This window comes from Streptomyces sp. SID5910 (assembly GCF_009862125.1).
GTDB lineage: Bacteria > Actinomycetota > Actinomycetes > Streptomycetales > Streptomycetaceae > Streptomyces.
In genome coordinates, this window is the sequence record NZ_WWHX01000613.1 from 1 (window position 1) to 11,775 (window position 11,775).

General features: G+C 74.8%; 11 protein-coding genes. 4 read left to right on the forward strand and 7 right to left on the reverse strand.

Features of this window, described 5'->3' with window-relative positions; genetic code table 11:
- Positions 1-79 precede the first annotated feature (79 nt).
- Positions 80-880 (forward strand): class I SAM-dependent methyltransferase, encoded by an 801-nt coding sequence (locus GTW67_RS21345; protein WP_161166408.1) that lies wholly within the window; start codon positions 80-82, stop codon positions 878-880.
- 346 nt (positions 881-1,226) lie between these two features.
- Here GTW67_RS21345 and GTW67_RS21350 read toward each other — a convergent pair whose 3' ends face one another.
- The gene (locus tag GTW67_RS21350) at positions 1,227-2,468 is read right to left on the reverse strand and encodes a molybdopterin-dependent oxidoreductase (protein WP_161166409.1); all 1,242 of its coding nucleotides are present in this window, start codon (positions 2,466-2,468) and stop codon (positions 1,227-1,229) included.
- A gap of 113 nt (positions 2,469-2,581) precedes the next feature.
- On the opposite strand from GTW67_RS21350, the gene GTW67_RS21355 reads away from it, so the two are divergent.
- Positions 2,582-3,955, forward strand: coding sequence for a glycosyltransferase family protein (locus tag GTW67_RS21355; protein ID WP_346010709.1), 1,374 nt, complete (start codon positions 2,582-2,584; stop codon positions 3,953-3,955).
- A gap of 70 nt (positions 3,956-4,025) precedes the next feature.
- Here the strand turns inward: GTW67_RS21355 and GTW67_RS21360 are convergent, their stop codons facing one another.
- From GTW67_RS21360 to GTW67_RS21375, 4 genes are all read right to left on the reverse strand, one after another.
- Positions 4,026-4,229, reverse strand: a complete 204-nt coding sequence (locus GTW67_RS21360; protein WP_003975194.1) for a cold-shock protein — start codon at positions 4,227-4,229, stop codon at positions 4,026-4,028.
- A 242-nt stretch (positions 4,230-4,471) separates the two neighbouring features.
- Complete coding sequence (locus GTW67_RS21365) at positions 4,472-4,822, reverse strand: MerR family transcriptional regulator (RefSeq protein WP_161166410.1); 351 nt, start codon at positions 4,820-4,822, stop codon at positions 4,472-4,474.
- Between the two features lie 130 nt (positions 4,823-4,952).
- Positions 4,953-5,975 (reverse strand): hemolysin family protein, encoded by a 1,023-nt coding sequence (locus tag GTW67_RS21370; protein ID WP_161166411.1) that lies wholly within the window; start codon positions 5,973-5,975, stop codon positions 4,953-4,955.
- Entirely contained in the window at positions 5,972-7,351 is a 1,380-nt protein-coding gene (locus GTW67_RS21375; RefSeq protein WP_161166412.1) for a CNNM domain-containing protein, read from the reverse strand. The genes GTW67_RS21370 and GTW67_RS21375 overlap by 4 nt, the downstream gene beginning before the upstream one ends.
- A 382-nt stretch (positions 7,352-7,733) precedes the next feature.
- Here GTW67_RS21375 and GTW67_RS21380 point away from each other — a divergent pair, with 382 nt between their 5' ends.
- Positions 7,734-7,985, forward strand: a complete 252-nt coding sequence (locus GTW67_RS21380) for a twin-arginine translocase TatA/TatE family subunit (protein WP_161166413.1) — start codon at positions 7,734-7,736, stop codon at positions 7,983-7,985.
- 52 nt (positions 7,986-8,037) lie between these two features.
- Here GTW67_RS21380 and GTW67_RS21385 read toward each other — a convergent pair whose 3' ends face one another.
- A complete protein-coding gene (locus GTW67_RS21385; protein WP_161166414.1) occupies positions 8,038-9,675 on the reverse strand; it encodes a penicillin-binding transpeptidase domain-containing protein in 1,638 nt (545 codons plus the stop codon).
- A 56-nt stretch (positions 9,676-9,731) separates the two neighbouring features.
- Complete coding sequence (locus GTW67_RS21390; RefSeq protein WP_161166415.1) at positions 9,732-10,769, reverse strand: CE1 family esterase; 1,038 nt, start codon at positions 10,767-10,769, stop codon at positions 9,732-9,734.
- A 115-nt stretch (positions 10,770-10,884) separates the two neighbouring features.
- Here GTW67_RS21390 and GTW67_RS21395 point away from each other — a divergent pair.
- A partial coding sequence (locus tag GTW67_RS21395) for a LysR family transcriptional regulator (RefSeq protein WP_346010710.1) occupies positions 10,885-11,775 on the forward strand: 891 nt, incomplete at its 3' end.

The following is an 11,775-nucleotide window of genomic DNA, read 5'->3' on the forward strand; positions in this document are numbered from 1 at the left end:
CCCCGCACGGCCGCTTCGCCGCCCGGCTGGCCGCGTGCCCCGCGGTCACGGACGAGCGGGCGGGCCGATGAGCAGGCCGATGAGCGGCTCGGTGTACGGCGCGGCGAGCCGCACCCGGACCGCCCGGCCGGACGCCGCCCCGGACACGGTCCCCTGGGCCGCCTCCGACCCCTACGCCGCCGCCCTGCGCACCGGCCGGGGCCCGCTGTTCCTGCGCCGTACGGACGGCTGGCTGCTGCCCCTGGACGTGGAACGCTGGTGCGAGCGGGCCGACGCGGTCGACCTGGAGGTGCTGGACCGCTGCGAGGGCGCCGTGCTCGACGTGGGCTGCGGGCCCGGCCGGCTGGTGGCGGAGCTGTCCGCACGGGGCCGGGCCGTCCTCGGCATCGACGTCAGTGAGGCCGCCGTCGCCCGCACCGTACGGCTCGGCGGCCCCTCGCTGCGGCGCTCCGTCTTCGATCCGCTGCCCGGCGAGGGACGCTGGGACACCGTCCTCCTCATGGACGGCAACGTCGGCATCGGCGGCGACCCCCGCGCCCTGCTCTCCCGGGTGGCCGCCCTGCTCGCGCCCGGCGGCCTGCTGATCGCCGAGACGGCCGAGGCCGACGTCGACGAACGCGCCCAGGTGCAGGTCGTCGACGTCACCGCGGCCCGCGCGGCGGGCAGCCCCTTCCCGTGGGCACGGCTCGGCACGCCCGCCCTGCTCCGCCACGCGGACCGCACCGGCTGGCGGACCACCGCTCAGTGGACGTCGGGCGGCCGCCGGTTCGTCGCGCTGCGCAGCGCGAGGAGCAGGGCCGAGCCACCGAACAGCACGGCCGTGATCAGCAGCCAGCGGGTCGCGAAGCCCTCCGCCGACAGCCCGGCGACCGACCGGTAGCGCCGGTCCACGCGGCCGCTGACCAGCGGGAACCACACGAGCAGCAGCAGCCCGGAGAACGCGGCCGGAACCCGCACGTACAGCGCCCACGACCGGCGCCCGGCCGCGCCCAGCCCTCGTACGACCGCCCGGTCGGCCAGGGAGTACAGCGGCAGCAGCACGAGGTCGTGCAGCAGTGCCGCCCCCACGAACCACAGCGCCACGCCGAGCCAGTCGCCGGCGAGCAGCCGCACGCCCGCGTAGCCGGCGAGCGCGAAGGAGCAGAGCAGCAGGAGGATCTGGAAGGGGCTGCCGAGCGCGGGCTGCCACCCGGCCGCGTGGGCCCGCATCCGCTTCGTCACGGCGCTCACCCCAGGTCTCCGAAGGTCATCCGCGTCACCCACTTGGTGTTCAGCACACCCGGCGCGGCGGGCACGATGATCCGCGCCGGATACCCGTGGTCGGCGCTCAGCGTCTCCCCGTTGACGGACAGCGCGAGCAGGGAGCGCGCGTCGGCCACCTGGTTGGCGCGCAGCGCCCCGCTGCGGAAGGCGCCCCGCCGCTGGAGGGACTCCACGAACACGTCCGGCGGGTCGTCCTCGAAGCCCACGCGCGCGGCGAGGTCCCGCAGCCGCACCCCGCGCCACCACTGGTCGGACGTCGACCAGCCCTCGACGCAGGCGATGGGCAGCGCCGCGCTGTGCTGCTCCATGGCCAGCAGCTCGGCGCGGTCGAGCCGGACGGTTCCCGTGCGGCCGGTGACGACGAGCCGCCAGGCGTCCGCGTGCGTCTCGGCCGGGTCGATGCCCGCGTACGCGGCCGTCTTGTTGATCTGGAACCCGTTCGGCCCGTCGCCCGGCTCCGGTCCGCCGTGCGGCGAGAGCACGGCAGTCTGCCGCAGCGGCCCGTCGAAGCTGCGGCCGGCGTTGGTGACGAACATCAGCGCCGCGCCCCCGCCGACCACCCACAGCGCCCCGCGCCGGGAGACGGTGGGCGGGTCGGGCCGCGGGGCCGCCAGGTCGTCGCCGCCTTCGTCGCGCAGCGTCCGCAGGGCCCGCAGCGCGGTCGGCGTCTTCAGCGCGACGTGCACGGCGAACGCGGCGAAGAACACCCAGGCGCCGTAGAAGTGCAGCGGGTAGAAGGAGCCGGGGAAGACGTAGTCCAGCTGGACGTTGAGCACCCCCGTCACGAACTGGAACAGCCCGCCCCCGACCAGCAGGAGCAGCGAGATCCGCTCCAGCCCGTGGGCGAGCGAGCGGACCGGCGGCAGCGTGAACAGCCTCGGCACCACCGACCACAGCTTGGCCAGCAGCACCGGGATCAGGGTGAGCCCCAGGGTGACGTGGACGCCTTGGTTGAGGCGGTACAGCCAGGCGGGGCCGGCCGGCCACGAGAAGAGGTAGAAGCCGAGGATCCCCTTGTCCGGGGTCTTGTCGTTGACCGGGTCGAGGCCGGGGTTGTAGGCGGCGTACGAGAGCAGGCCCGTCACGAACAGCACGGTGACGCCGACGAGCAGGACGAGGCCGAGCACCGCCGTGAACCGGCGGCCCCGCACCGGGCTGCGCCAGAAGCCCGGGGAGGACGGAAGCCGTGAGGCGAGGTCGCGCATGTCCCGACCGTAGGCCGGGACCGGCCCCCCGGACGGGCTGCGACCCATGACGAAACGCTGACGTCCGCCGCGTGCACCAACTCCCGGCCCGTCCCGCGGCCTACGGTGCCGATGTGATCCGCCAACGCCCCGGCCACCGCGACCCCCGCGACTCCCGCGGCCTCCGCGACCTGTACGCCGTCGTGCCCGCCGTGCTCCTCGTGACGGCCGCCGTGCTGGTCGGCCGCCACATCCAGGCCACCGACCACTCGCTGCTGGTCGGCTGGCCGCCGCTGATCGGCCGCTGGGACCCGCACGTCGGCCCCGGCACACCCGCGGCCGTCGCGCTGGCGGTGGCGACCGTGGCGTACGGCCCCTCGGTCGCCGCCCGGCTGCCGTGGCGCGCCCTGCTCGCCGCGTCCTGGGCGACGGCCACGGCGTGGATCTGGTCGCTCGCCCTGATCGACGGCTGGCACCGGGGCGTCGCGGTCCGGCTCACCACCCGCTTCGAGTACCTCCAGGTCATCGACCGCTGGCACGACATCCCGGCGACCCTGCGCGACTTCACCCGGCACATCCTGATCGACTCCCCCGACAACTGGCCCGCCCACACCGCCGGTCACCCGCCGGCGGCCACGCTCACCTTCGTGCTGCTCGACCGGATCGGGCTGCGCGGCGGCGGCTGGGCCGGGGCCTGGTGCATCACCGTGGGCGCCACGGGGTGCCTGGCGGTGCTGGTGGCGGTGCGGGCGCTGGCCGGCGAACGGCTCGCCCGGCGGGCCGCACCCTTCCTGGCGGTGACGCCGGCCGCGGTGTGGATGGGCACGTCGGCCGACGGGTACTTCGCGGCGGTCGCGGCCTGGTCGGTGGCGCTGCTGGCCCTCGCGGTCACCGGGCGCTCCCTGTGGTGGGCGGCGGGTTCGGGGCTGCTGTTCGGCCTGACCTGCTATCTGTCGTACGGGCTGACGCTGTTCGTGGTGATCGGCGCGGCGGTGCTGTGGCTCGGGCGGCGCGGGGTGCGGGAGCGGCCGGTGCTGTTCGTGCCGTGGCTCGCGGGGGCGGCGGTGGTGCCGGTGGCGTTCACCGCGGCCGGGTTCGACTGGTGGGAGGCGTACCGCCTGCTGGTCGAGCGCTACTACCAGGGCGCGGCCGGCATCCGCCCGTACGGCTACTGGGTGTGGGCCAATCTCGCCTGCACGGTGCTCATCACGGGCCTGGCGACGGTGGCGGGGCTGCGGCGGGCCGGGGGCGTGCTCCTGGCCGGGCGGCGCGGCGGGACCCCGGCCGGCGAGGACGGGCGGGCGGCGCTGCTGGTGACCGCCGCGCTGGTGGCGCTGCTGGCCGCCGACCTGTCCGGCATGAGCAAGGCGGAGACGGAGCGCATCTGGCTCCCGTTCGCCCTGTGGCTGCTGCCGGCCTGCGCCTTCCTGGACCGCCCGCGCGGGTGGCTGGCGGCGCAGGCCGTGCTGGCGCTGCTCCTCAACCATCTGCTCGCGACCGGCTGGTGAGCGCGCCGGCCCCGGAACACGCAGGAGGGCCCGCACCTCTCGGTGCGGGCCCTCCTGTGGTTCGCGCGAGTTACGCGGGAACGATGTTCTCCGCCTGCGGGCCCTTCTGGCCCTGCGTGACGTCGAAGTTGACCCGCTGGCCCTCCTGGAGCTCACGGAAGCCCTGGGTCGCGATGTTCGAGTAGTGGGCGAAGACGTCGGCGCCGCCGCCGTCCTGCGCGATGAAACCGAAGCCCTTTTCGGCGTTGAACCACTTCACGGTACCGGAAGCCATGTTTTTCTCCTTGGCAGTGCTGGAGACCCGCACTGTGCGGGCCTACTCATCGCTGCGATGATCACCTGCCCGGAAAACCGGTAACGCAAAGGGCAACCACAACTGCAACTGATGTCGACCCTAGCACGGAGAACCGCGCCGACGCGGGCAGGAAATCACCGCCATAATCACTGCCGGAATGGGAATGCGGATGATTTCTCAGTTCGGTTGTCCGTGAATTCTGTTTCGCCGGGATGAGGTTTTCACCCGTCGCCGCGTCCCTCGCGGCGCAGTTCCTCGTTGATCCGCAGCGCCTCCTCCAGATCGTCCTCCAGCCGGACGATGCGGCAGGCGGCCTCGATCGGCGTGCCCTGGTCGACCAGCTCACGGGCCCGGGCGGCGCGGCGCAGCTGCTGGCGCGAGTACCGGCGGTGTCCGCCCTCCGACCGCATCGGGCTGATCAGCTCCGCCTCACCGAGCGCGCGGAGGAACCCGGGCGTGGCGCCGATCAGCGCGGCCGCCCTGCCCATGGTGTACGCCGGGTAATGGTCGTCGTCGAGCCGGTCGGCGGCCTGCGTCCGGCCTTCGGCGTCCAGCCTGCTCTCCGAGGGCATGCGTACCTTCCCGCGGACCGCAGTGGACACGGCCCGCCGTGGGGATCCCGTTCCCCCACACCTGAACTCTAGTCGCGCCGGTCGGATACCTGTCGCGGCGAACACATATCCGACCGGCGCGGTGGAGGGGTCAGGACGCCAGCGGCGCCGGACCCACGAGTTCCGTCAGGACGTCCTCCATCGTGACGAAGCCCAGGACCGTGCCCGTCTCGCCGGTGACCGCGGCCAGGTGGCTGTCCTCGGCGCGCAGGGCGGTGAGGGTGTCGTCGAGGGGCGTGTCGATGCGGACCCGGGTGACCCGGTGCAGGGCGCCGCGGGGGAAGGGGCGGTCGCGGTCGGTGACGCCCAGGGTGTCCTTGATGTGCAGGTAGCCGAGGACGGTGCCGCCGGGGCCGGTGACCGGGAAGCGGGAGTAGCCCGCCTCGGCGGCGACGCGTTCCAGCCGGGCCGGGGTGACCGTGTGCGGGACGGTGCGCATCTTCGGGACCGGGACCAGGATCTCGCCGACCGGGCGGGTGCCCAGCTCCAGCGCGTCGCGCAGGCGCTCGCCGTCGGCCGGGGTGAGGAGTCCGGCCTCGCTGGCGTCGACGACCATGCGGGCGAGCTGGTCGTCGGTGAAGACGGCCTCGACCTCGTCCTTGGGCTCCACCCGCAGCAGCCTGAGCAGCGTGTTGGCGAAGGCGTTGATGCCGAAGACGACCGGCTTCAGGGCCCGGGTGAGGGCGACCAGCGGCGGGCCGAGGATCAGCGCGGTGGTCGCCGGGGCGGCCAGCGCGATGTTCTTCGGGATCATCTCGCCGATCAGCATGTGCAGATAGGTCGCGAGGGCCAGGGCGATGGCGAAGGCCACGGGGTGGACCAGCGCGCCCGGCATGTGGACGGCCTCGAAGACCGGCTCCATCAGGTGCGCGATCGCCGGTTCCGCGACCGCGCCGAGCACCAGCGAGGACACCGTGATGCCGAGCTGGGCCGTCGCCATCATGGCCGACAGGTGCTCCAGGCCCCACAGGGTCATCCGGGCCCGCTTGTCGCCGGCCTTGGCGCGCGGTTCGATCTGGCTGCGGCGCACGGAGATCAGGGCGAACTCGCCGCCCACGAAGAACGCGTTGGTCAGCAGCGTCAGGGCGCCGATGAGGAGCTGTACGGCGGTCATCGGGCCACCTCCGGCTCCCGCTGGGACGACCGGCCCGCGGCCACCGGCTCCGCCGGCTCGCCGTCCGGCTCGGCCGGTGCGGGGGCGGTGACGCGCAGGCGCTCGGCGCGGTGGTGGTCGATGCCGAGGACGTGCAGGCACCAGCCGTCGAGGTCGATGACGTCGCCCTCGGCCGGGATGCGCGCCAGCCGGGTGGCGACGAGGCCGGCCAGGGTCTCGTAGGGGCCGTCCGGCGCGGTCAGGCCGATCCGCGCGAGCCGGTCCAGCCGGAGCGAGCCGTCGGCCTCCCAGGCCGCGCGGCCGTCCGCGCCGGCGGGGGCGGGCAGCAGGTCGGGGGTCTCGACGGGGTCGTGCTCGTCGCGCACCTCGCCGACGACCTCCTCCACGATGTCCTCGACGGTCGCCACGCCCGCCGTGCCGCCGTACTCGTCGATGACGACGGCCATGGTGCGGGTGCGGCGCATGCGCTCCAGGAGGCGGTCGGCGGGCAGGCTGTCCGGCACCAGGAGCGGCGCGGTGGCCAGCTCGGTGACGGGGGTGGCCCGGCGGCGGTCCGGCTCCAGGGCCAGGACGTCGCGGATGTGCACGGTGCCGATGACCTCGTCCAGGCTGTCCCGGTAGACCGGGAAGCGGGACAGGCCGGTGGCGTGCGAGAGGTTCGCGGCGTCGGCGGCGGTGGCGCGGGCCTCCAGGGCCTTGACGTCGACGCGGGGCGTCATGACGTTCTCCGCGGTCAGCTCGCTCAGGTGCAGGGTGCGCACGAACAGCTCGGCGGAGTCGGCCTCCAGGGCGCCCTCGGCGGCCGAGTGCTGGGCGAGGGCGACCAGTTCCTCGGGGCTGCGGGCGGACGCCAGCTCCTCGGCCGGTTCCAGGCCGAAGCGGCGGACGAAACGGTTCGCCGTGTTGTTCAGGTGCCGGATGAACGGGCCGAAGGCGGTGGTGAAGCCGCGCTGCGGAGCGGCGACGACCTTGGCGACCGCCAGCGGGCTGGAGATCGCCCAGTTCTTGGGGACCAGCTCGCCGACGACCATCAGGACGACGGTGGAGACGGCCACGCCGAGCACGGTCGCCACCGTGGAAGCGGCGCCGCCCAGGCCGGCCGCCGTCAGCGGGCCGCGCAGCAGCACCGCGAGGGACGGCTCGGCGAGCATGCCGATGACCAGCGAGGTCACGGTGATGCCGAGCTGGGCGCCGGAGAGCTGGAGGGTCAGGGACCGTACGGCCTTCAGGGCGCCGTCGGCGCCGCGCTCGCCGGACTCGGCGGCACGCTCCAGGTCACCGCGCTCGACGGTGGTGAGCGAGAACTCGGCCGCGACGAAGAGGGCGCAGGCCAGGGTGAGGAGGAGGGCCAGCAGGAGCAGCAGGACCTCGGTCACCGTGCCACCCCGCTTCCCTCACGCAGATACGGGGGGACTGGCGGGCCGGCCGTGGCACGGCCGGTACTGGGAGGCTCCATTACGGAACGGGACTCCTTAACGGGGTCGGCGGGGGCCGCTGCGGGCCGCCCGGGGTTGCCCTCTCATGGTAAAGGACGAGCAAAGTGATCGGGAGTCCTGGAACTCCAGAGCCTCCGCTCGTCCGTGGAGAACGGCCGGACGGTTCCGGTTGTTCCCGTACGGATGTTCCCCCGGTCCCCTCGCCCGTCCCCCTCGTCGCGGGCGCGCGGGAGGGGGTCCGATCGACCCGGGGCCTTTCCTGCCGTAGATTCCGACCGGGCCCGTGCCGCGGGCCGGACCGCATGCCACCTGGGGGAGCGCCGTGTTCGGACTGAGCGAGCTCGTGATCATTCTCGTCGTCGTCATCGCCGTCCTCTCCGTCAAGAGGCTCCCCGGGCTGGCCCGCTCGGCGGGCAAGTCGGCGCGCATCCTCAAGGCGGAGGCCCGGGCGGCGAAGGACGAGGAGCCGACGGAACCGGGTGAGCCGCGCGTGATCCCCGGCGAGGCCGTCCGGCGCGAGGACCGCGAGGACACCGGGGACACCGGACCGGCCCGGGGCGGCGCGCAGGCCTGACGGGCCCGCGGGGGCGTCTGGGGAGGGGTCGTCGGCACGGCGGAGGCGCGTCTCAGGACGGGTCGTCCGGGACGGCGGAGAGCAGGCTGTGCACGATCGGGCCCGCCGAGCCGCCACCGGTGACGCCCTCCTCCACGACGACGGCGACGGCGACGTTGCCGCGGTGGGCGACGAGCCAGCCGTTGTTGTCCTGGTCGTCCGAGACCTCGGCGGTGCCGGTCTTCGCGCCGACCTCGCCGGGCAGGTCCGCGAGGACGTGCGCGGTGCCGTCGGTGACGGTGGCCCGCAGCATCCCGCGCAGCTGGGAGACGACCTGGCCGGGGAGCGGCTCGGTACGGGTCCCGTCCTCGTTGCCGGGGGTCACGGACGGCTGGTGGAACTCGCCGGAGACCGCCGTCGCCGTCACCGACGCCATGATCAGCGGGTTGGCCTGGACCCGGCCCTGCCCGATCATCGACGCGGCCTTCTCCGTCTCGTCCTTCGGCACCGGCACGGACCCGTCGTACGTCGGGAGGCCGACGTGCCACTCCTGGCCGACGCCGAAGTAGGTGCGGGCGACCTTCCCCAGCTCCCCGTCGGCGAGCTTGCCGCGCAGGCTGATGAAGGCGGTGTTGCAGGACTCGGTGAAGTCCTTGCGGAAGGTGGCGCCGGGGTGCTCGGAGGTCTCGACGTTGTGGAACTCCTTGCCCACCGTCAGGTGCTTGGGGCAGTCCACGACGTCGTCCGGTGCCACGGCGCCCTTGAGCAGCAGGGCGCCGCTGGTGACGATCTTCCAGGTGGAGCCGGGCGCGTAGGTGCCGGAGGCGGCGCGGTTGAAGCCGCCGGCCGGGGAGTTGGCGAGGGCCAGGATCTCGCCGTTGTCGACGCGCAGGGCGACGAGGGCGGCGTTCTTTCCGTCGGCCTCGGCGAGGGCCTGTTCGGCGGCGGACTGCCAGCCGGCGTCCAGGGTGGTGCGGACGGGCCGGTCCTCGGCCGCCGGGTCGGGTTCCTTGCCGAACCTGGCCTCGGTGCGCTCGACCTCGCCGGTGGCCCGGTCGATCAGCTCGACCGCGCCGCGCGGGCCGCCGCCGGACGACCCGGCGATACTGCCCAGCAGCGGGGCCAGGGAGGGGTGGTCGGCGCCCTTGATGGACGTACCGGTGCGGTCGGTGACCTCGGGCGGGGCCTGCTCCTCGCGCTCCAGCCGGAACTTCGCCGTGTCGCTCAGCCGGGGGTGGACCACGGACAGCCGCCAGTCCACCTTCCAGCCGCCGTCCTCCTGCTCGCGCAGCGGCAGCCGCGACTCGTACGTCCAGGTGCCCAGGCCGGTGATCGGCATCCGGGCGGTGAACGGGACGGTCAGGGTGCCGTCGTCGGCCTCCTTCGCGTCCGGCGCCGCCGTCAGCGCGGGCTTGTCGATGTCGAGGCCGGCGGTGAAGCTCTGCATCACCTCCTGGGCCTGGTCGGGTCTGGTGGTGCGGCCGGCCGCGCTCGGCAGGCGCCCGGCGGCCCAGTCGGCGAGGAAGGCGCGCGCCTGCTTCATCGCGGCGGGGTCGGGGCCGTCGTCGCCGCGGTCGAAGGGGCCGAGTCCGGCGGCGTACGAGCCGCCCGCGGCGATCGCGAGCACGACCGCCACGGCGGAGACGGCCCGCACGCCGCCCCGCGGTCGACGGCGGCCGGGAGGCGGGGTGAGGTAGGGGGAGTCCGGCATCAGGGTTCCTGTTCTGTGAGAACGGGGGACGGAGGGCGACGGGACCGCGGCGCCGGTCAGGCGGCGGCGAAGAAGTCGAGGACCGTGTCGGTGGCGTCCAGGGCCCTGCTGGTGGGGCCGAACCCCTGGGGCGGGGTGATGGACGAGCCCGGCCAGGTGTGGCCGGCGCCGTGGACGACGAGGAGCTGGACGGTGGCGGCCGGGTCACCGTCGAGGTGCCAGACGGTGCGGTCGTAGCCGCGTTCGCGCTCGGTGATGGGGCGGCCGGCGTGTCCGGCGGCGGCGAAGGCCTCCGCGCTGCCCCGGGCCGACCTGGTCGGCACGATCGGCTCCTCGGGGTCCGGCGGCGGGGAGGGCCAGCCCGCGAGGGGGCGTACGGGGTCGTCGGCGCCGTAGACGACCATGACGGGCACCGGGCCGGTGGGCTCGACCGCGGCGGCGCCCGAGGGCAGCTGGCCGGAGACCGAGGCCGCGCCCGCCACCAGGCCGGGGCGCTGGGCCGCGACGCGCAGGGCCATCGAGCCGCCGTTGGAGAAGCCGGCGACGTAGACCCGCTCGGGGTCGGCCTGTTCGGTGCGCACGAGGTGCCTGACCAGTGCCTCGGTGAACCGCACGTCGAGGTCGGGGTCCGGGCGCTGCCGGGTCTTCTGCGTGCCCGCGCCCCAGCCCCGGCCGAGGCCCTCCGGGTAGGCGACGAGCATGCCGCGGGCTCCGGCGGCCTTCTCCAGCCGGGTCTGCTCGCGCAGGGCGGCGGCGTCCGAGCCGCGGCCGTGGAAGGCCACGACGAGGGGCCGGGGGCCGTCGCCGGCGGGCCGGTGCAGGAGGTAGCCGCGGGTACGGCCGTCCACGCGCAGCTGCCGGCGGACGCCGGGGGGCGTGGTGGCCGTGCCGCCGGGTGTGGTGGCGCTGCCGGCGCTCGGGCCGCCGGTCGTGGCCGGGCTGCCGGTCGTGGTCGCGCTGCTCGCCGCCGGGGCCGCGGCGGGCCGGTCGGCTTCGGTGGCGCAGCCCGCCAGCGGGAGCGCGAGGGCGACGGCGAGCGCCAGCGCGCCGGGTCGGCGGCGGGGGATCGGGACGAGGTCACGGAGGGAGCGCATGTCCCGAGGAGAGCAAGGGCCTCACGCCCCTGTCCAAGATTCATATGGATGTCGGATCGATCAATGCCCGATATGATTACTGGTCGTGGACCTGGTGCGGCACCTGGAGTGCTTCGTGGCTGTTGCAGAAGAGTCACACTTCGGGCGTGCCGCGGCCCGGCTGGGCATGGCGCAACCGCCGCTGTCGCAGCGCATCGCGCGGCTGGAGCGCGAGCTGGGCGTGCGGCTCTTCGAACGCACCAGCCGTCAGGTGACGATCACCGAGGCGGGCACGCTGCTGCTCGCCGAGGCCCGTGAACTCCTCGCCCGCTCGGAGTCCTTCCTGACCGCCGCGCGCCGCATCCGGGACGGCGAGACGGGGCTGCTGCGGGCCGCGCTGTCCCCGGACATCTCCGGGGAGACCGTCGCCGCGCTGCTGGCGGACTTCCGGCGCCGCCACGCCGGTCTGGAACTGGAGCTGCACGAGCTGTCCACGGCGCAGCAGCTCGCCGCGTTCGCCGCGCACGAGCTGGACGTCGGCATCGTCCACCACCCGTGCGACGTCGCCGGCCTCGAACTCGGGCCGCTGCTCCGCCGCGACCTGGGCGTGCTGCTGCCGCGCGGCGCCGCGCAGGCCGGGCTCGGCGAGGTGCCGCTCGCCTCGCTCACCGGGTACGAGCTGGTCCTCTTCCCGCGCGACAGCGCGCCCGCGGTCTACGACGACCTGCTCACGGCCTGCGCCCGGGGCGGCTACACCCCCGCCGCCGTACGGCACGGCCAGGGCGTCAGTTTCGTGCGCGGCCTGGTGCTGTCGTCCGGGGCGGTGGCCCTGGCTCCCCGTGACACCCAGCTGCTCACCGGGCGGGACCCGGACCTCGTCTGGCGGCCGCTCGCCGGGGCCCCGGTGTTCTGGCGGCACTCCGTCGCGTGGCCCAAGGGGCGCGGTGACGCCGCCGTCGCCGCCTTCGCGGACGCGGCCACGCACGCCCTGCGCACCACGGCGGACGCCCGCCCGGACGCCCCGTCC